The organism is Intrasporangium calvum DSM 43043, from assembly GCF_000184685.1.
In the GTDB taxonomy this organism is placed as follows: domain Bacteria; phylum Actinomycetota; class Actinomycetes; order Actinomycetales; family Dermatophilaceae; genus Intrasporangium; species Intrasporangium calvum.
Genome location: NC_014830.1, coordinates 423,719 through 442,178, shown reverse-complemented (window position 1 = coordinate 442,178; position 18,460 = coordinate 423,719). Strand labels below are relative to the sequence as shown.

17 protein-coding genes and 1 tRNA gene are annotated in these 18,460 nt (G+C 70.2%); 8 read left to right on the top strand and 10 right to left on the bottom strand.

The genetic code is table 11. From position 1 onward, the window contains the following. Positions 1 to 9: 9 nt before the first annotated feature. Entirely contained in the window at positions 10 to 510 is a 501-nt protein-coding gene (locus INTCA_RS02070; protein ID WP_013491276.1) for a hypothetical protein, read from the bottom strand. Between the two features lie 449 nt (positions 511 to 959). Here INTCA_RS02070 and INTCA_RS02065 point away from each other — a divergent pair, with 449 nt between their 5' ends. The 3 genes from INTCA_RS02065 to INTCA_RS02055 all read left to right on the top strand — a co-directional run bounded on the left by INTCA_RS02065 (position 960) and on the right by INTCA_RS02055 (position 4,531). After that, the gene (locus INTCA_RS02065; RefSeq protein WP_013491275.1) at positions 960 to 3,800 is read left to right on the top strand and encodes a helix-turn-helix transcriptional regulator; all 2,841 of its coding nucleotides are present in this window, start codon (positions 960 to 962) and stop codon (positions 3,798 to 3,800) included. An 82-nt stretch (positions 3,801 to 3,882) separates the two neighbouring features. Beyond that, positions 3,883 to 4,260: a hypothetical protein gene (locus tag INTCA_RS02060; RefSeq protein WP_013491274.1), complete on the top strand. Its 378-nt coding sequence runs from the start codon at positions 3,883 to 3,885 to the stop codon at positions 4,258 to 4,260. A gap of 28 nt (positions 4,261 to 4,288) precedes the next feature. Next, the gene (locus INTCA_RS02055) at positions 4,289 to 4,531 is read left to right on the top strand and encodes a hypothetical protein (protein ID WP_013491273.1); all 243 of its coding nucleotides are present in this window, start codon (positions 4,289 to 4,291) and stop codon (positions 4,529 to 4,531) included. A gap of 124 nt (positions 4,532 to 4,655) precedes the next feature. Here the strand turns inward: INTCA_RS02055 and INTCA_RS02050 are convergent, their stop codons facing one another. After that, on the bottom strand, positions 4,656 to 7,118 hold the full coding sequence (locus tag INTCA_RS02050; RefSeq protein WP_148236454.1) for a GcvT family protein: 2,463 nt from the start codon (positions 7,116 to 7,118) through the stop codon (positions 4,656 to 4,658). Between the two features lie 116 nt (positions 7,119 to 7,234). On the opposite strand from INTCA_RS02050, the gene INTCA_RS02045 reads away from it, so the two are divergent. Beyond that, positions 7,235 to 7,861, top strand: a complete 627-nt coding sequence (locus INTCA_RS02045) for a class I SAM-dependent DNA methyltransferase (RefSeq protein WP_013491271.1) — start codon at positions 7,235 to 7,237, stop codon at positions 7,859 to 7,861. A 570-nt stretch (positions 7,862 to 8,431) separates the two neighbouring features. On the opposite strand, the gene INTCA_RS02040 is transcribed toward INTCA_RS02045, so the two are convergent. From INTCA_RS02040 to INTCA_RS02025, 4 genes are all read right to left on the bottom strand, one after another. Further along, a complete protein-coding gene (locus INTCA_RS02040; RefSeq protein WP_013491270.1) occupies positions 8,432 to 8,698 on the bottom strand; it encodes a hypothetical protein in 267 nt (88 codons plus the stop codon). Positions 8,699 to 9,020: 322 nt separating this feature from the next. Continuing rightward, positions 9,021 to 9,110: transfer RNA gene (locus INTCA_RS02035), tRNA-Ser, on the bottom strand. Positions 9,111 to 9,170: 60 nt separating this feature from the next. Beyond that, positions 9,171 to 10,049 carry a ketopantoate reductase family protein gene (locus tag INTCA_RS02030; protein WP_013491269.1) on the bottom strand — a complete coding sequence of 293 codons (879 nt, stop codon included), beginning with the start codon at positions 10,047 to 10,049 and terminating at the stop codon, positions 9,171 to 9,173. Beyond that, the gene (locus INTCA_RS02025) at positions 10,046 to 10,618 is read right to left on the bottom strand and encodes a nucleoside deaminase (RefSeq protein WP_013491268.1); all 573 of its coding nucleotides are present in this window, start codon (positions 10,616 to 10,618) and stop codon (positions 10,046 to 10,048) included. The genes INTCA_RS02030 and INTCA_RS02025 overlap by 4 nt, the downstream gene beginning before the upstream one ends. 17 nt (positions 10,619 to 10,635) lie before the next feature. On the opposite strand from INTCA_RS02025, the gene upp reads away from it, so the two are divergent. Beyond that, the gene (upp, locus tag INTCA_RS02020; RefSeq protein ID WP_013491267.1) at positions 10,636 to 11,277 is read left to right on the top strand and encodes a uracil phosphoribosyltransferase; all 642 of its coding nucleotides are present in this window, start codon (positions 10,636 to 10,638) and stop codon (positions 11,275 to 11,277) included. A 122-nt stretch (positions 11,278 to 11,399) separates the two neighbouring features. On the opposite strand, the gene INTCA_RS02015 is transcribed toward upp, so the two are convergent. Continuing rightward, positions 11,400 to 12,374 (bottom strand): small ribosomal subunit Rsm22 family protein, encoded by a 975-nt coding sequence (locus tag INTCA_RS02015; RefSeq protein WP_013491266.1) that lies wholly within the window; start codon positions 12,372 to 12,374, stop codon positions 11,400 to 11,402. Positions 12,375 to 12,538: 164 nt separating this feature from the next. Here INTCA_RS02015 and INTCA_RS19745 point away from each other — a divergent pair, with 164 nt between their 5' ends. After that, positions 12,539 to 12,712: a hypothetical protein gene (locus tag INTCA_RS19745; RefSeq protein WP_013491265.1), complete on the top strand. Its 174-nt coding sequence runs from the start codon at positions 12,539 to 12,541 to the stop codon at positions 12,710 to 12,712. A 21-nt stretch (positions 12,713 to 12,733) separates the two neighbouring features. Beyond that, the gene (locus INTCA_RS02010; protein WP_013491264.1) at positions 12,734 to 13,633 is read left to right on the top strand and encodes a PH domain-containing protein; all 900 of its coding nucleotides are present in this window, start codon (positions 12,734 to 12,736) and stop codon (positions 13,631 to 13,633) included. A gap of 19 nt (positions 13,634 to 13,652) precedes the next feature. Here INTCA_RS02010 and INTCA_RS20620 read toward each other — a convergent pair whose 3' ends face one another. The 3 genes from INTCA_RS20620 to INTCA_RS01995 all read right to left on the bottom strand — a co-directional run bounded on the left by INTCA_RS20620 (position 13,653) and on the right by INTCA_RS01995 (position 17,451). Further along, positions 13,653 to 14,252, bottom strand: a complete 600-nt coding sequence (locus tag INTCA_RS20620; protein ID WP_013491263.1) for a helix-turn-helix domain-containing protein — start codon at positions 14,250 to 14,252, stop codon at positions 13,653 to 13,655. A 286-nt stretch (positions 14,253 to 14,538) separates the two neighbouring features. Continuing rightward, positions 14,539 to 15,909: a Re/Si-specific NAD(P)(+) transhydrogenase subunit beta gene (pntB, locus tag INTCA_RS02000; RefSeq protein ID WP_013491262.1), complete on the bottom strand. Its 1,371-nt coding sequence runs from the start codon at positions 15,907 to 15,909 to the stop codon at positions 14,539 to 14,541. Between the two features lie 3 nt (positions 15,910 to 15,912). After that, positions 15,913 to 17,451, bottom strand: a complete 1,539-nt coding sequence (locus INTCA_RS01995; protein WP_013491261.1) for a Re/Si-specific NAD(P)(+) transhydrogenase subunit alpha — start codon at positions 17,449 to 17,451, stop codon at positions 15,913 to 15,915. Between the two features lie 147 nt (positions 17,452 to 17,598). On the opposite strand from INTCA_RS01995, the gene INTCA_RS01990 reads away from it, so the two are divergent. Further along, positions 17,599 to 18,417 carry a crotonase/enoyl-CoA hydratase family protein gene (locus tag INTCA_RS01990; RefSeq protein ID WP_013491260.1) on the top strand — a complete coding sequence of 273 codons (819 nt, stop codon included), beginning with the start codon at positions 17,599 to 17,601 and terminating at the stop codon, positions 18,415 to 18,417. Positions 18,418 to 18,460: the final 43 nt, after the last annotated feature.

Genomic DNA, 18,460 nt, shown 5'->3' with positions numbered 1-18,460 from the left:
GGAGGACGGTCAGCAGGCCCCGCGCACGCGCGGGAGCAGGCAGCCCGAGTCGAACGTGCCGAGCGGCTCGATGACGTTGTTCGTCGTGTCGGAGAGGACGACGTTCGTGTAGGAGACCGAGGCGATCTGCAGGCTCTGGCCCTTCGGGCACGAGAAGTCTCCCGGCGAGGGCGGGCTGACGGTCAGTGAGGCAGTGACCTGGCCGTTCTTTCCGGACGCGAAGGTGCCGGAGGCGCTCACCGGACCGGCGACGGTCGTCTTGTTCGAGGCGGACGGGTTGGCGCCGCCCCTGTTGACACAGACGTAGGTGACCGAGGCGTCCGCGCTGAGCGTGTAGTCGATGTTCTGGTTGGTGCCGAGGCCGGCTTCCTTGAACGACACCGTGAGCGAGCCGTCCGCGTTGATGGACCCGGCCGCCCGGACGAAGTGCGGACTCGTTGCCAGCGCCGCCGGGGCGGCGAAGAGCAGCGAGGCGGTGAAGACCGCGATGAACGCGAGCAGTCTGCGCATAAGACCACTTCCTTGATCGTGATGAATCGGTGCGCCACGGATGGACGCACTCCCCCCTGACGACTGTCAGGCCTGCTCCACGCAGGCGCGAACCCCACCTCCCCCCTCCCGAACGGATGGTGCTGATCTCCCCGCCGTGGCACGTCAAGATGGACGGAGCGCAGGGCGCGATCGCACCCGTCACATTCCCCCCACTTCATCGCATCCCGGCCAAATCCCCACGCGGAGAAACGATTTCATTCAACGGTAGAACCGCAGACCTCCGAGTGCCACCCTTTTGGCGAAGGCGTGGCCCTGACCTTTCCGGCATTCGGCACCTACCGTGACAGACGGTCGAGCGTTGACCTCGTTCGCACCCACCGGCGAAGGCTGACGGCATACCCGGGACGCGGTCGCCACCTCGGCCTAGTCTGGGATGGATCGGCGCTGCCGATCGGACCGGGAGTGCCATGGGACCAGTTGCCCGGGCCGGCGCGCTGGTGGGTCGGACCGAAGAGCTGTCGACGCTGCAAGCGCTCGTGCGCGCCCAGGCCGGCGGCGCAGCGGCCGCGGTCCTGGTCGGTGAACCCGGCATGGGGAAGACGCGTCTGCTCGCGGCCTCCGCGGACCTGCTGCGCAACCATCGCGTCTTTCGGATGACCGGCTTCGAGCCGGAGCGGCAGGTTCCCTTGGGCGCGGCCCTCCCGTTCCTGCGCCGGATCGGCGCGCTGGGACGCGCCGGCCGCCAGCTCCAAGCGCTCTTGTCCCCTGCCGACCCAGAGCTGGGCAGCGTGGAGCCGGCCCGGCTGTTCGAGGCCGCCCACCGCGCCCTCTGCGAGGTGGCCGACCCGGCGCTCGTCATCGACGACCTGCAGTGGCTCGACGGCCTGTCCCGGGCGCTGGCCCACTACCTGGTGCGAGCCGCTCTCGACGAAGGCGTCGGCGTGCTGATGGTCTGCGCGACGCGACCCGGACCGGAGTCTGCCGCCTTCGCCTCCTCCCTCCAGGACCTGCTCGGCGATTCCGGACACTATGTGGAGCTCACGCTGGGGCCGTTGGCCGGCGCCGAGGGGGCTGAGCTGGCGCAGGCTCTGCGTCCGGGGCTCTCCTCCGCCAGCGCACAGCGGATCTCCTCTGCAGCAGCCGGTTCACCCTTCTGGATCGAGCTGGCGATCCGTGCCGGCGGTGACCCGGGTGTGCGCTCCACCGCCATTCCCGCGTTGCTCCGGGCGTTGGGCTCGGACGCGGTCCAGTGCTTGGCCGCTGCCGTCATCGGCGGGCGGCCCGCCGAGTCCGCCTTGCTCGGAGAGGTGCTGGCGTGGCCCGAGGCGCGCGTGGCCGCTGCGTTGAGCGAGCTCGTCAACAGAGGGGTCGTCAGCGCCGAGGCGGGGTGGTTCGGAGTCGCCCACGACCTGGTGCGCGAAGCAGCGCTGAACCAGCTTCCCCACGAGCACAGCCGACGCCTCCATCGCCAGTTCGCAGCAGTCCTTCGACGTCGGGCAGAAGGGGACCTCCAGGTCCTCATGGAGGCCCTCGAGCACGAAGGTGCGGCCGGTGCGGTGTCCACCGAGCTCGCATCGGAGATCGCCAGTTCACCCCAGCGTCGAGTCCTCGGACAGTCCGGACTGCACCGGCTGGCAGCCATCGCGGAGCTGCCGAACCCCGATGGCACCGAACGGCTGGCCGTCGACCGGTTGCTGGCTGACCTCGCTGAGGAGATCGGCGACAGCGAGTTCGCCCTGCGGCGGCTGAAGCAGCTGAGCGAGACCCTGCCGCGCCGCGCCGAACGGGCATCGGCTGCGCTCGCTGCGGCCCGGCACGCGGTCGAGCTCGGTCTGGTCCCGGAGACCGTTGCCCTGCTGGCACGGGCCCGACGCGACGGCTGGGACGACCCGTGGACCCACGTGGGAGCGGATGCCCTCGACTTCGCTCGGTTGGCCTGGCTGGAGCACGACGCCCCCGCGGCGCAGCCCTACCGGACAGCAGCGATCGACGCCGCCCGAGACCTCCTCGCACGGGCGGGCCCCATCGAGTCCCTCCCTCTGGCCGCCCGCCAGGCCTACGTCGAGGCGATCAACGCAGAACGTGTCTCGTACCTGATGGCCGGAGACATGACGGGGATGCTGGACGTCGCGGACGAGTTCGTCGAGGCCACCAGGGGGCTGGGCGAGCAGCACCTCGACGCGCGGTTGTTCCTCAGTGTGGCCCTGCGGCTCCTCAACCGGTGGCCCGAGGCGGAGAGCCGAGCCGTCGAGGTCAGGCGGGCCGCTCGCCAGCAGGTCCATCCCGGGATGGAGGCCTACGCCGGATTCGAGCTGGCTCTCGTCGTCTACCACCTGGGCCGGGTGGCTGAGGCTCGGAAGCTGCACGAGGACGCGCGTCGGTTGTGCGAGCGCATCGGCGCCTCGTTCGACGCCGCAGACACCTGGCTGTGCGGCCTGCGGGAGGTGATCGAGGCGTCCGCGGCCAACTGGCGGACGGCCGTCGACTCGCTCCGCCAGCAGGCGGACCGACACCAGAACCCCCACTACCGGATCATCCTGCGGCAGCGGGCAGCACTGTGGTCCGCACGGTTCGCGCCCGCCGACTCGCGAGAGCTCGTCGTGGGGCTCCTCGACTCCGCTGACACGGACGCGCGGGCCGCCGGTTGTGTCCGATGCGCCGCCGACCTCCACGTGATCGGGGCCGAGGCGCTGGCTCGCGTCGGCGAGGTGGACTCGACCCGACGCCTGCTTCGGGCCTGGGACGCCCAGTGGCCAGACCCCAACGCCCGCGCGGCGTTCCACCGCCTCCGGGCCGACGCGGCGCTGGCCGCGGCCGCAGAGGAGAGCAGGGCGCCCGAGCTGCTCCGTCAGGTCATCGCCTCCGCGACAGCGGCGGGCACGAGACTGGAAGAGCTGTGGGGCCTGATCGACCTCGGCAGCGTGCTCGCCGGAGCGGACCGGGCCGCGGCGAGCGAGGCGTGGTCGACCGCATCACGACTGGCCGCGGAGCTGGGCGCCGTCTCCGAGCAGCGGCTCGTCGACCAACGGCTCCGGGCGATCGGCGTGCGACGAGTTGCCCCGAGCCGGCGGTCAGCTGCGGACGCCTCACCCGTTGCGACCCTGACCCGTCGCGAGCTCGATGTCGCGTGTCTCGCCGTCACGGGCGCCCGCAACGTCGACATCGCCCACACGCTGTTCATCTCGCCGAAGACCGTCGAGCAGCACATCTCGCGCGTGCTGGCCAAGCTCGGGGTGCACAACCGAGCGGAGCTCGGGTCGCGGTACGCCGACGACCTCGACGTCGCAGCCGACGGCACCGAGAAGTAGGGATATCCCCGGATACCTTTCGGACGTGTCCGTCCCTAGCGTCGGTGGTACCGATCAAGGCGACCGACAGGAGGCGAGCGGGATGCCGATGCTGATCGTGTTGGTCGCGCTGGTCGATGGGCAGCGCGAGGTCACCGCCCTGGGCGTGACGACAGCCGACCGTCTCGCGGCTCTCGGGGTCACCCACGTGACCATTGCCCGCGACCAACGGACCGAAGCGGTGGTCCTCGACGGCTGGGCCTTCGACGCCATCACCCACGCAGCTGAAGCCAGCGACTTGGTCGGGGGGGGAGCCGCGACCCAGACCCTGCAACCCGTTTTGCAGGTCCTGATCACCCCGGAAGGGCGGCCCGGAGCCCACCGTGAGGAGACATCCGACCGCGCCGGCACGAGGACCGGTGTCCGGCAAGGAGTCCTCGACCCGGACGGCGCGCCCCCGAGTGCCGTCCACCCGCACTAAGACGCAACACGACGAAAGGACAACGACCATGAGGAAGAACTGGCTCGCCAGGACCGCGCTGATCATCACCCTCGGGGCTGCACCCCTGGCTCTCGCCATCCCCGCTTCGGCGGCAACCGGACCTGCGCCGGGCACCGGACTGACCGGCGCGTGCAACATGCTGCAGGCGATCCTGCCTTCAGGCGCCGGCATGGGACACGCCATGACCGTCGACGCCCCCCAGGGCAACGCCGGCATGTGGCGCGCCGTCGATGTCTCCGGTTGCAGCTGACCGCCCGGCTGACACAGCTGAGGCGCCGGCACCCCACGAGGTGCCGGCGTCTCAGTGATGTGTGTCCAAGCGGGATGCCCCGGAGTCGGACGCCCCGGAGTCGGACGCGTCAGAGTCGGACGCGTCAGAGTCGGACGCGGGCGCTGGTGGGGTCATACATCGGGCGCACGGAGACCGCTGCCGCACACCGGGTCCCTGCGACGTCGATCTCCCACCTGCCGCTTGCGAGCCACTCGGAGGTCACCGGCTGGCCCCCACCTTCGACCATGGCCAGCCCCACGGCCGAGCCGAGGGTCCACCCGTAGGAACCGGCCCGCACGTACCCGACCGGCTGACCGTCCCGCAGCACGATCTCGGCGTGGAAGAGGAGCGGCCCCGGGTCCAGCAGGCGGACCTGGACCATCCGCCGCGCCATCCCACCAGCCGCGGCGTTGGCTGCCTGCCGGGCCAGCACCGCCTCCCGACCGATGAAGTCCGCGGGCTTGTCCAGAGCGAGGGCGAAGCCCAGCCCGGCCTCGAGGGGGCAGTCCGTGTTGTCGATGTCGTGGCCGTAGTCCCGGTAAGCCTTCTCCATCCGGAGGGAGGCGAGCGCCTTGAGCCCCACTGGGCGCAGGCCGTGAGTGGTGCCGGCGGACTGGATCGCGTCGTGGACCCGGAGCGCGTCACCCGCCGGCACGTAGAGCTCGTAGCCGAGCTCGCCGAGGTAGGTGATCCGGGCGAGGAGCACGCGGGTGCCAGCCAGCTCGACCCAGCCGGCGCTGCGGAAGCCGAATGCCTCGGTGGTCAGGTCGGCGTCGGTGAGCTCCGAGAGGACGTCACGAGACCGCGGCCCCTGCACATTGAGCTGTGCGTAGTCGACCGTCACGTCGGTGATCGAGACGGTCGCGTCGACGAACCGGTGCAGCCAGGCCCGGACGTGGCCGTGTGCCGTGTCCGACGCGACGACCCAGAAGTCGTCGTCGTCGAGCTTGGTCACGGTGAGGTCGGCCTCGATCCGTCCGTCGTCGTTGAGCCACTGGGTGTAGGTGATCACTCCCGGGTCCCCGTTGACGGCTGCCGCCGACAGGCGATCCAGCAGGGAGCCGGCCCCCTGGCCCTGCACCCGGAACTTCGCCATGAAGGACAGGTCCATCAGCCCGACCGCCTCCCGGACCGCCCGGTGCTCCTGCTCCCACTGCTCGAACCACGGCGCTCGACCCCAGGTCGGCTCGGCTTCCGGTGTCCGCCCCGCTCCCGCGAACCAGTCGGCGCCTTCCCAGCCGGACACCTCGCGGAGCAAGCCGCCCTGCGCGACGAGCCGGTCGTGGACCGGCGAGAGGAGCCGACCCCGCGCGGAGGTCAGCTGCGTGCCCGGGGTGTGAGCGGCATACACCGTCCCGAGGACCTCGGCCGTGCGGGCGGCCCGATAGGCCGGCTCGAGCTGGTCGACCCGGAACCGGTCGACGTTGAAGCCCGTCACGTCGACGTCGGGCCGCCCCGTCGTGATCCAGTGGGCGAGGACGCGGCCGAGGCCACCGGCGGACAGGATGCCGACCGAGTTCATCCCGGCCGCGACGAAGTAACCGCGGATGCCCGGTGCCTCGCCGACGGCGGGTGCGAGGTCGGGAGTGAAGGACTCCGGACCGCAGAAGAAGGTGCGGATGCCCACCTCCTGGGTGATCGGCACCCGCGCCATCGCCTTCTCGAGGAAGGGCGCCATCCGGTCCCAGTCGGCAGGCAGCGTCCCGAAGGAGAAGTCGGACGGGATGCCCTCAACGCGCCAGGCCGCGGCCTCGGGCTCGAAGAGGCCGACCATCATGCCGCCGCCCTCCTCGCGGTAGTAGCCGTAGGACGAAGGGTCCTCGAAGACGGGCGCGTTGGGGTCGAGCCCCTCGATCGTGTCGGTGATGAGGTAGTAGTGCTCCGCTGCCTGGTTGGGGATCACGACACCGTTGCGCTCCCCGAGCTCGCGCGCCCACATGCCGGTGCAGTTGACGACGTACTCGCACTCGATCGTCTGGCCCGCCGCACGCACACCCGTGACGGCGCCCCCCGAGGTCAGCACGTCGGTCACGGCGACGCCCTCGACCACCCGGACCCCGAGTGCCCGCGCCCCCTTGGCCAGGGCCATCGTCAGATCGACCGGGTTGACCCGGCCATCGCCGGGGACGAAGAAGCCCCCGAGCAGGTCGTCCGTCCTCGCCCATGGGAACCGCTCGGCCATCTCGGTCGGCGAGATCTCGTGCACCTCCAGCCCGAGGTGGCGCTGGAACGCGGCAACGCGGCGGTACTCCTCCAGGCGGTCCCGGTCAGCCGCCGCCTCGATGAGGCCGACGGGGCGGAAGCCGGTCGACTGGCCGGTCTCGGCCTCCAGCCTCGCGTAGAGGTCCCGGGAGTAGAGGCGGATCGCCGTGCTCGTCTCTGACGTCGACCCGAAGCAGGTCATCAGCCCGGCCGCGTGCCAGGTCGTGCCGGACGTCAGCCGGTCCCGCTCCAGCACGACGACATCCGTCCAGCCTGCGTGGGCCAGGTGGTAGGCCACGGAGGAGCCGATGACCCCACCACCGATGACGACGACGCGCGCCCGATCGGGCAGTCCAACAGTCACGAGCACAACGTAGCGCCGGCCCCATCGCCTGCTCGTCGTCGGGCCTCACCCAGCGCTCCAGACCCACCGCGAGGGGGACCCTGCCGACCGGACCACCGCCGTGGCAGGCTGGCCACATGGACACCGAACACTTCGACGAGAAGGCCGCGACGTGGGACGACGATCCCGGGAAGCGCAGGCAGGCGCGGGACGTCGCCCGGGCGGTCGCAGCGGCGGTGCCGGTGGGCGAGGGGACCCGGCTGCTCGAGTACGGCGCCGGAACGGCTCTCGTGACGGAGGAGCTGCTCGCCTCGGTCGGCCCGGTCAGCCGGGTCACGCTGGCGGACAACTCCCCCGGAATGCGGGCCGTGCTGCGCGAGAAGGCCCTCTCCGGCGCCCTCCCCGCCGACACCGCCATCCTCGACCTGGACCTGGAGGACCAGTCGGCGCCGCCCGACCGCTTCGACCTGATCGTGTCGTCGATGTTCATGCACCACGTGCGGAGGCTGCCGGTGGTGCTCTCCGCGTTCGCCGAGCTGCTCGTCGACGGTGGCCGCGTCTGCATCGCCGACCTGGACCGGGAGGACGGCACGTTCCACACCCACGACTTCGATGGGCACCACGGGTTCGACCGGGGCGAGCTCAGGACCGGCCTCGAGCAGGCCGGGCTCGTCGACGTCACCATCACGGACTGCACCCACATCGAGCGGGACGGCGTCACCTACTCGGTCTTCCTGGCCACCGCGGTCAAGGGCACTGACTGAGGGCGTCCACACTGCCCCCCGCGGTGGTGGCGGTCGCTCGTTCCCCGCTCCTCCCACGTCCACCGCCACCAGGCCCACGGCCCGGCGAACGGCCCGCGAACCAGCGCGCCCCACGCCGAATCAGGGCCTCGGGCCGTGCCGGCTCCGAGTGCGATCCCGGGCATCGACGACGGATGGGTCGCCGACGGCGTCGGACCAGAACTGAGCACCCCGAGGAGACAGGGCCCTCGCCATGAGAAGGCGAGGCCCCTCCCCGCTGGCGCGAACCGTCAGCGTTGCCGGAACTGACGGAGCCGCCCCGGGGCACACAGGGCTCCGGTAGGCGAGCAAGCGTCGTTCCGCCCGCTAAGACGCACTCACCGTCGGCCGGGCGAGGAGATCGGTTGCATGATGTCCGGGTCGATGGGGAAACGGCAGTTTTGTCATCGGCGGACAGGCGGCACTTTGGTGTCTCCACACACACACTTCGCACGCGCTCTCCCGCTCGAGGCGCGAACGATGGGGTCTGCCGCTGAACTCGTCCAGCGGCAGACCCCCTCTTCTCCCCTTGAGGGACGCGGTGACCGCCGCTTACGGGCACGCGCCCTTGAGGAGGAAGGAGTTGCCCTCATCGGCCGCATACGCAGTGCCGATCTCATCGGCCGGATAGGTTTCCGGGCGCAGGTCGTGCAGAGATCCGTCCGGGAGGGTCACGGACTTCTCGGAACCAACGATCAGGCACTCGCCCGAGGGCAGGATGATGTGCGCCCGGTTGTGTGCAGATGCGCCGATGCTGGCCGAAACGTGTAACACGGCGGCGAGTGAGATCACTGCTGCTGCTCCGATTGCCTGCTTCATGGCTTCTCCCTTGACTAGGCAACGGTCATTCAGGACCCCTTCATGGTCCGCCCCTGCGGTCCTGGTCGACATCGGGCCTCACCCCTTAGATGTCCGGGCCCAACCCCTTAGACCGTATGAAGTGACCGCTTCATACGGTCTAAGCCTGGGAAACGCCGGCCGGCCCCCTCAGGGGCTGACCGGCGTTTCCGCAGGTGATTGGCGGTGGCGGTGGGAGCCGTCGGCCTCCGCTTCGCTCCGGCCTCCTCCCAAATCCCGCTGCAACACAACGAAATGAGAAGGACCGCCCCCTCCGCTGCGCTCCGGGGCGGTCCTTCTCATTTGGCGGTGGCGGTGGGATTTGAACCCACGGTGGAGTTACCCCCACACACGCTTTCGAGGCGTGCTCCTTAGGCCGCTCGGACACGCCACCGCCGAGAACCTTACCGGAGCCCCGGGACGGCGGCGAAATCGCCGAGGCGCCCCGCGCGGCTCAGGTTGCCCCCTGACGCGCGAGGATCTCCGTGGCGGCGGCAACGGTGGCCGGTGCGCCCTCGTGACCGAGCGCGCGGATCACCGGGCCCGCGATCGCATCAAGCTCCACGGCCCGGCCGCCGAGCAGGTCCTTGAGCATCGACGACTGCATCGTCTCCGGGAGGGACCGCAGCCGCTCCTCGATGCCGTCGGGGTCGATCGTGACCCCGAACGCCTCAGCGGCCGCAGCCGCCTCGGCCACGATCGGCCGCACCAGCTGAGGCTGGCGTCGGAGCGCCGGGCCGATCGGCGCCGCCGCGGCGGTGGTGAGCAGGGCGAGGGGAGCGAGGAAGGACAGCTTGCGCCACAGGACCGTCGCGTCGTCCGGGGCCGTGGTCACCGTGCACCCGGCTTCCTCGGCGAGCTGGGCCCAGCCATGACCCTCGGCGTTGACGACCGACACCCCGACGTCGCAGAAGCCGCTCACCTGCTCGACGACACCGGGTCGGTGCCGGGTGGCTTCGACGGAGACGCTGGACGCCACGACCTGGGCTCCAGGAAGCTCGGCCCGGAGGTAGGGCAGGTGGTCCACCCCGTTGAGCAGGGGAACGACCACGGAGCCACCGAGCAGGCTGGCCGGGACGCGTTGGAGCGCTGCGGCGAGGTCCATTGCCTTGGTCGCGACGATGAGGACGTCGACAGGGGCGACGAGCAGGCTTCTCGCCTCGACGAACCCGTCCCAGGTCCCCTCCGGACCCGTGTAGTGCAGGCCGCCGGCCGCGATCGCGGCAGCGGTCCGCTCCCCGGCCACGACCACGACGTCCCCACCGGCTCGCGCCAGCCGCGCCGCCATGACACCTCCCACGCCCCCCGGTCCGAGCACGCCGATCCTCGTCATGGTCCGTCTCCTCCTTCTTGACGCCGCACACCGTTCACGGTGCCCGTCCAGTCAGGTTCGTCGGCCCCGGGCAGTCGCCTCCGCTCGAAGAAGTCGACGAGCAGGGTGGCCGCCTCCTCCGCCCGCACGCCTCCGACGACGTCGGCCCGATGCGTCGCGAGCGGGTCGCGGGTCAGGTCCCAGACGGAGCCGCACGCGCCGGCCTTCGGGTCCCAGGCGCCGAAGACGATCCGCTCCACCCGGGCAGCGATCGCGGCTCCGGCGCACATGACGCACGGTTCCAGGGTCACTGCGAGCGTCGCCCCGTCCAGCCGCCAGGTCCCCACGGCCGCCGCGGCGGAGCGCAGGGCGATGACCTCGGCGTGCCCGGTGGGGTCGCCGAGCTCCTCGCGCACGTTGCGCCCCCGCCCGATGACCAGTCCGTCCGAGCCGATGACGACGGCCCCGACTGGCACGTCGTCCGACCCCGCCGTCGCAGCGGCGAGCTCGAGCGCCTCACCGAGCCAAGCGGCATACGTCTCGCCGGTCGCCGCGGCATCGGTCCCAGGTCTCTCCGATTCCCTGCCCACGCGCTAAGTTTCCACCCATGGACGTCCACGTCGCAGACCACCCCCTCATCGCCCACAAACTCACCTACCTGCGCGACAAGCGGACGGACAGCCCGACCTTCCGGCGTCTGGCCGAGGAGCTGATGACGCTGCTCGCCTACGAGGCGACGCGTGAGGTCCGCGTCGAGCCGTTCCAGATCGAGACGCCCGTCACCGCGACCACGGGGATCAAGCTCTCCAACCCCAAGCCGTTGGTCGTCCCGATCCTCCGGGCCGGCCTCGGCATGCTCGAGGGCATGGTGCGCCTGCTCCCGAGTGCAGAGGTCGGGTTCCTCGGCATGCAGCGCAACGAGGTGACGCTCGAGGCGGTCACCTACGCCAACCGGCTGCCCGACGACCTCACCGGACGTCAGGTCTTCGTGCTCGACCCGATGCTCGCGACGGGCGGTTCGATGTCCGACGCGATCCACTTCCTCATCGACCGGGGCGCCGACGACATCACCGCGGTCTGCCTGCTCGCGGCCCCCGAGGGCATCGCGCACCTCGAGGAGTCGCTCGCGTCGACCAACGTGCCGGTCAGGGTCGTCACCGGCGCCGTTGACGAGCGCCTCAACGAGAAGGGCTACATCGTGCCGGGCCTCGGCGACGCGGGCGACCGGCTCTACGGGACCGTGGACTGAGCAACACCCGGTGATCTCGACCGGCGTTGATTCCGTATGCCGCTGGGCTCGCCGCCGCTCCCGGGCGCGGCGTGCGCGGCGCCGGGTCGGGTTCGTCTGCGCACCAGGGGGCGTCACGTCGGTCAACCCGGCAGAGTGTCACCCCAGTCGCGGTCCCGGGCCGCCCGATAGCGCTCGCCCTCGCGCTTGCTCACCACCGCAGGACCGGCCGAGCCGTCGGGCCGGCAGACCCGGAACTCGACGAGCCCCTTTCGCTTCGACGGGTGCCGCAGGATCCTGCTGTCCCGAGCCCGGGGCTCCATCACGCCCGGGGCGGCTGCGGCCACCCACGAGAACTTCTCGTCCTCGTAGGACAGGTCAGCGCCCTTGATGCGGCGATGCTCCGCCGAACGGTTGACGCGGGCTGCGAAATGGCACCAGTCCCCCACGCCGAGCGGGCAGTCGACCTCGTGTGGACACGGGCCGAGGAGGCGCCACCCGTCGGCCAGGAACCGACGTCTCGCCTCGATGATTCGCGCGTAGCCGTCCGGAGTGCCCGGTTCGGCGAGGACGGCGACCCGCCCGCGAGCCATCATCTCGTCGAGGAGCATGGTCGTCTGGGCCCCTGAGAGCTCGCTCAGGACGTAGGACGCGGTGACGAGGTCGGCGGTGCCGGCCGGTCCGCCGCCCACGAGGGCCCGCTCGAACCGCGCTGACCGCAGCGCGGGGGTGCTGGCCCGCGCAACGAGGTCCTTCCCGAGTGCCAGGGCCTCAGGCACCTGGTCGAGGACCAGGATCGACTCGAGGGTGTCGAAGGCTCCCGCTGCCGCCCAGGCGGCAGCTCCGGTGCCACCGCCCAGGTCGATCATGGTCCGGGGCCCGAAGCCGCCTTCGGCGAGCTCCTCGAGGATGCGCTGCATCGCCGCATGCGTGGCCGGCATGCGGTAGGCCGCATAGGCCGCGACGCGTTCCGGAGTCGAGAGGATCGCGCGGGCCGCGGCGCGTGGCTGTCGGTACCGGGCGACGAGCTCGGCGGTGGCCGCGGCGAGCTCAGGCTGGGAGAACCCCCTCAGGGCATCAGCGAGAGCGTGGCGCAGCTCCCCTTCAGGCGGCTTCACGCGCCGCCCCCCGGAGCCCGCAGAGACTGATGCACGGCAGGAGACTACTGTGGGTGCCGACACACCCCCCACCTCCACGTCCCCACGCGTCACATCGGGCACACTGGTCGCACACGTGTGCCGTGGGTCGCCGCGGCCGTCTGTCACGCTGAGGAGCGAACGCCATGGGCCCCAAGGCCAAGAAGATCATCCTCATCCTTGTTGGCGCGTTCTTCATCTATGCGATCTTCACGTCCCCCGACAAGGCAGCCGGCATCGTCACGAACGCCTGGGGCGTTCTCGTCGACGGTTTCAATGCCATCCTCCGCTTCTTCGACACCCTGCTGAACAGCAACTGACGGGCCGATGGCGGCGGCCTGATGGCGATCCTGCGGCGCAGCGACGAGATCCCCTCAGGTCTCTCACCGATCCTCCTGCCCGGAGAGCAGCTCGTCACAGCAGTGCACTCGCACTGGGCCCGACTGGTCAAACCGGTCTCGATCAGCGCCCTCGCCCTGACGATCGCGATCGTCGTCGACGCCAACCTCACCCCGGCCACCCAGCCGGTGGGCAACGCGCTCTGGCTGCTCTTCTTCATCACCGTGGTGTGGTTGCTCTGGCGGATCCTCGAATGGCGTAACGACTGGTTCGTCGCGACCGACAAGCGCCTCCTGCTGCGCTACGGGATCATCACTCACAAGGTCGCCATGATGCCCCTGATCAAGGTGACCGACATGAGCTATGTCAGGTCGATATCGGGCCTCCTGTTCGGTTACGGCCGGTTCATCATGGAGAGCGCCGGGCAGGACCAGGCCCTGCGGACCGTCGAGTGGGTCCCCCGGCCGGATGAGACCTACCGGGCCATCTGCGCCGTCATCTTCAACATCGGACCGCCGCCCGGGACCGCGACCGTCGTCGAGGTCGATGACGGCCCGGAGCAGACTCCGCCCGAGGGAGCCGGGCCCGAAGGCGGTTCCGGCGGCCCTGGAGGCACGGGCGGTCGAGGAGGCCCGACTGACCCGGGCGGTCAAGGAGCTGAGGGGAACCCGGGAACGCGCGCGTACGGAACGCCGTCCTACCCCGACGTGCCACCGATCCACAACCCGATCCAGGACCGGCTCGACCAGTACTCGCGGGCGATACCCATCCGGCGCGTCCGCGGCGGTGAGCCGCTCTACGAGAGTGATGACATCCGCCGCAGACGGAGGTCGGCCGACACCGGACCCGTCCCCATCCGTCAGCAGGACCGCCGTCCGCGGCACGAGCCGCGGAGCGACTGAGCTGGTCCCTGCGCCTCGCTCACGAGACTCTTCCGCTCGACCGGTCCGGCTCGCACTGGCAGGAACATCCTGGGAGGCAGGCGAGCTCGAAGCAGCCATCGAGGCACTCGCACTCGGGCAGGGCTTCCTCCCTGGCGCGAGCACGGGCGCGGAGGCGTTGACGACGCACCTCGTCGAGCCTTCGAGACAGCTCACCGCTGACAGTGGGGTGGTCCGTGGGAGCGCCCTCGCTCAGCCGCCGCGCATCCCGCTTGTCGCGAAGTCGGTACCAGCCTCGCGGGTCCGGCCGGTCGCGTCGGGGCATCAACACTCGCTCCGCCGGCACGCGCTCTGGCGGGTCCACATCGAGGTGACTGGGAAACCGACGGCCCGCGTTGTCTCGCACCACGTCGGAGGGCGTCGGGTCAACCTGCCGCCCGGACCCGTCGACGACGCAGAGCCGCAGTCCCGCGAGGGCGAGGATCGTCACCAGACGGTTGACGCTCATCGGAGAGCCCCCTTCCCAGCGGTTCACCACTGACTGCGAAACCCCCAGTCGAGCGGCCAGCTCGCGCTGGCTCAGGTCTGCCCGACGTCGGGCCCGCGTCACGTGCGCCGATGCGTCAAAGGCTGGGTTCATGTGACATGTCCTCTCCTCCCGCCCCGGGAGCAGCCTGACGCACGGCACCGACAGTGCGCCTCGGGCCACTACGTCACTGACCCGCCCGACGAGTCAGTGGTACCCACTGACTCGATGGCTGGGTCAGTGGTACCCACTGACTCGCGGGCTGGGTCAGTGGTACCCACTGACTCGCGGAGGGGGTCAGTGGGGTAGTCGGGGGGACTGGTCGTGGCCGGGGACGGCGACCCGGGACACGACCAGAGGCCCGACCCCCGTGGGGTCGGGCCTCAGGTGCGGTGGTCGGTCAGAGTGCCTTGATGATGTCCTCGACGCGGTCCTTGGCGTCACCGAAGAGCATGGCGCTGTTGTCCCGGAAGAAGAGGGGGTTCTGGACTCCCGCGTAACCCGCGGCCATCGACCGCTTGAACACGACGACGTCCTTGGCCTTCCACACCTCCAGGACCGGCATCCCCGCGATGGGGCTGTTCGGGTCCTCCTCGGCGGACGGGTTGACCGTGTCGTTGGCGCCGATGACGAGCACGACGTCCGTCTCGGGGAGGTCCCCGTTGATCTCGTCCATCTCGAGGACGATGTCGTAGGGGACCTTCGCCTCGGCGAGCAGGACGTTCATGTGCCCGGGCAGGCGACCGGCGACCGGATGGATGCCGAACCGGACGTTGACGCCCTTCTCGCGCAGCCGAGACGTCAGCTCGGCAACGGGGTACTGCGCCTGGGCGACAGCCATGCCGTAGCCGGGGGTGATGACGACCGACCTCGCGTGTACGAGCAGGTCCGCGACCTCGCTCGGGTTGGTCTCGCGGTGGTCACCGTAGTCGACGTCCCCTGCGGGCTTGCCGCCATCCTGGCCGAAGCCGCCGGCGATGACGCTGAGGAACTTGCGGTTCATCGCCTTGCTCATGATGTACGAGAGGTACGCACCGGAGGAGCCCACGAGGGCGCCGGTGACGATGAGCAGGTCGTTGCCGAGCATGAAGCCCGCGGCGGCCGCGGCCCACCCGGAGTACGAGTTGAGCATCGAGACGACGACCGGCATGTCACCGCCACCGATCGAGGCCACGAGATGCCAGCCGAACGCGAGCGCGATCGCGGTCATGACCAGCAGCGGCACGATCGAGTGCGCCGCGACGAACCAAATCATGAGTCCGACGGAGACGACGCCTGCCAAGAGGTTGAGCCAGTGCCGGCCGGGAAGCATCAGCGGAGCGCCGGAGATCTTCGCCGACAGCTTGAGGTACGCCACGATCGAGCCGGTGAACGTCACTGCTCCGATGAAGACGCCAAGGAAGACCTCGACGCTGTGGACCGAGTCCGTTGACCCGGTGAGGAACGAGTTGTAGCCGACGAGCACCGCAGCGAGACCGACGAAGCTGTGCAGCATCGCGATCAGCTCGGGCATGCCGGTCATCTCGACCTTGCGTGCCTTGGTGACCCCGATCGTGGCCCCGATGGCCACCGCGACGGCGATGAGACCCCAGTTGAGCCATTCGGCCGATCGACCGGCCAGCCACAGGGTGGCGAGGAGGGCGAGGCCCATGCCCACCATGCCGAGGACGTTGCCGTCCTTCGCCGTCTCGTGCTTGGACAGCCCGGCAAGACTGAGGATGAAGAGGATCGCCGCGATGATGTAGGCGGCGGTGATGAGAGAGAGTTCCACGGGTCAGCCCTTCCGGAACATCGTGAGCATGCGCCGGGTCACGAGGAACCCGCCGAAGATGTTGATGCTGGCGACGAGGGTCGCGACGAACGCCAGGGCGAGGATCGCGACGTCCGCGGACTCGGACACCCCGAGCTGGATCAGCGCACCGACGACGATGATGCCGCTGATCGCGTTGGTGACGGACATGAGCGGAGTGTGCAGGGCGTGGTGCACGTTGCCGATGACGTAGAAGCCGACGACCACGGCCAGGGCGAAGACCGTGAAGTGCGAGAGGAAGCTGGCCGGTGAGAACGCCGCGATGAGGGCGAACGCGGCCGCGCCGACTCCCATCATCACGAACTTCCGGTTCGGGTTCGGTGGCGGTGGTGGCGCCTTGGCCACCGGTGCCGCAGCAACCGGGGCAGGGACCGCGGAGACCTGGATCGGCGGGGGCGGCCAGAGCAGCTCACCGTCCCGGGCCACCGTCATCCCGCGCACGACAGTGTCCTCGAGGTCGGCGACGAGCTGACCGTCCTTGCCCGGCGTGACCAGCTTCATCAGGTTGACCAGGTTGGTCCCGTAGAGCTGGCTGGCCTGCGTCGGCAGCCGGCCCGCAAGGTCGGTGTAGCCGATGATCTTCACGCCGTTGTCGGTGACGACCAGCTCGTCGGCCACCGACCCCGCGACGTTGCCACCGTTGGCGGCTGCCATGTCGACGATGACGGAGCCGGCGCGCATCGTCGCGACCATCTCATCAGTGATCAGCAGCGGTGCCGGCCTGCCGGGGATGAGGGCCGTCGTGATGATGATGTCGACGTCCTTGCACTGCTCGGCGTAGAGCTCTGCGGCCTTGCGGTTGTAGTCCTCGCCCATCTCGCGGGCATACCCGTCGCTGCTGGCCTGCAGCTCGCCGACCTGGACGCGGAGGAACTCGCCGCCCATGGACTCGACCTGCTCGGCCACCTCGGGCCTGGCATCGGTGGCACGAACAATGGCGCCGAGGCTGCCAGCCGTGCCGATTGCGGCAAGTCCAGCGACCCCGGCGCCGACGACCAGCACCTTCGCGGGGGGTACCTTGCCGGCTGCAGTCACCTGCCCGGTGAAGAACGAGCCGAACTGGTGGGCCGCCTCGACGACGGCCCGATAGCCGGCGATGTTGGCCATCGAGGACAGCACGTCGAGGGACTGGGCGCGACTGATCCTGGGCACCGCGTCCATCGCCATCGCCGTGACGTTCGCGGCACGGAGCTTCTCGACGAGGTCGGGGCTCAGGGCCGGAGCCATCAGGCTGACGAGGACCGCACCCGGCCGCAACATCGTGATCTCCGCGTCAGAGGGCGCGTTGACCTTGTGGACGATGTCGGAGGCCCACGCCTCCGATCCGTCGACGACACGGGCGCCGGCCGCGACGTACGCCGCGTCGTCGAAGCTCGCACCGATACCGGCTCCGCGCTCGACGACGACGTCGTACCCCAGCGCTATCAGCTGGCCGACCGTCTTGGGGGTGGCGGCGACGCGGGTCTCACGCGGCCGCGTCTCACGGGGAACGCCGATTTGCACAACTGCTCCTTCTATCCAAGAGCGATACTGCCTGAAGCAACCTATGGCACAGGGTCCACGGGCCAGCAGGCAGTGCCACTCAAATCACAACCCCAGGAGCGCGGCACCCAGGCGGGTGCGACGCAGGGTTGGCTTACGCTGCGTAACATGTCGAGCGACGCGTCCGCAGCCCATCTTTCCTGCACCGTCGAGGCCGGCATCGCAAGGGTAGAGCTGAACCGCCCCGACAAGCTCAACGGGCTCACGCTGGACATGCTCGAGGCCCTGGCGACCACCGCGAGGCGGCTTCGGGACGACCGGGCGCTGCGCGCCGTCATCCTCTCCGGCGCCGGCGACTCGTTCTGTGCCGGCCTGGACTTCGCCACCGTCCTCAAGAACCCGAGGGCGATCGCGACCGCCTTCGTGCCGAGGCCGTGGTTGGGGACCAACACCTTCCAGGAGGCCTCCTGGGCTTGGCGCCGGCTGCCGGTGCCTGTCGTCGCGGCCGTGCACGGCCACTGTTTCGGCGGCGGCGTGCAGATCGCGCTGGGCGCCGACTTCAGGTTCACCACACCGGACGCCAAGTGGTCGGTGCTCGAGGCCAAGTGGGGACTCATCCCGGACATGTCGGGGATCCAGAGTCTCACCGAGGTGGTCGGGCTCGACGTCGCGAAACGCCTCACCATGACCGGTGCGGTGATCTCCGGGGAGGAGGCGGCCGCCATCGGGCTGGCCACCGGCGTCGCCGACGACCCTCGGGCCGCCGCGGACGAGCTCGTCGCTCAGATCATGACCCGGTCGCCCGATGCCGTCGCGGCGGCCAAGCGCCTCTTCGACGGCACCTGGTCCGCCGGCCCGCGACGAACCTTCGCCCGGGAGCGGGCCGAGCAGCTGCGCCTCCTGCTGCGGACGCCCAACACCCGACACGCCCAACGGGCGGCCCTCGGCACCGAGACGGCCCACTTCGGCCCGCGGCACAAGCGCTGACGCCCGGTGCGACAGACCAGCTCGCGACACTCCGTCGTCGGGC

Coding starts and splice junctions, on each gene's coding strand:
- INTCA_RS02070 (WP_013491276.1), bottom strand. CDS start 510: ATGCGCAGACTGCTCGCGTTCATCGCGGTCTTCACCGCCTCGCTGCTC.
- INTCA_RS02040 (WP_013491270.1), bottom strand. CDS start 8,698: ATGAAGCAGGCAATCGGAGCAGCAGCAGTGATCTCACTCGCCGCCGTG.
- INTCA_RS01990 (WP_013491260.1), top strand. CDS start 17,599: ATGTCGAGCGACGCGTCCGCAGCCCATCTTTCCTGCACCGTCGAGGCC.
- INTCA_RS02065 (WP_013491275.1), top strand. CDS start 960: ATGGGACCAGTTGCCCGGGCCGGCGCGCTGGTGGGTCGGACCGAAGAG.
- INTCA_RS02030 (WP_013491269.1), bottom strand. CDS start 10,049: ATGACGAGGATCGGCGTGCTCGGACCGGGGGGCGTGGGAGGTGTCATG.
- INTCA_RS19745 (WP_013491265.1), top strand. CDS start 12,539: ATGGGCCCCAAGGCCAAGAAGATCATCCTCATCCTTGTTGGCGCGTTC.
- INTCA_RS02055 (WP_013491273.1), top strand. CDS start 4,289: ATGAGGAAGAACTGGCTCGCCAGGACCGCGCTGATCATCACCCTCGGG.
- INTCA_RS02045 (WP_013491271.1), top strand. CDS start 7,235: ATGGACACCGAACACTTCGACGAGAAGGCCGCGACGTGGGACGACGAT.
- INTCA_RS02010 (WP_013491264.1), top strand. CDS start 12,734: ATGGCGATCCTGCGGCGCAGCGACGAGATCCCCTCAGGTCTCTCACCG.
- INTCA_RS20620 (WP_013491263.1), bottom strand. CDS start 14,252: ATGAACCCAGCCTTTGACGCATCGGCGCACGTGACGCGGGCCCGACGT.
- INTCA_RS02060 (WP_013491274.1), top strand. CDS start 3,883: ATGCCGATGCTGATCGTGTTGGTCGCGCTGGTCGATGGGCAGCGCGAG.
- upp (WP_013491267.1), top strand. CDS start 10,636: ATGGACGTCCACGTCGCAGACCACCCCCTCATCGCCCACAAACTCACC.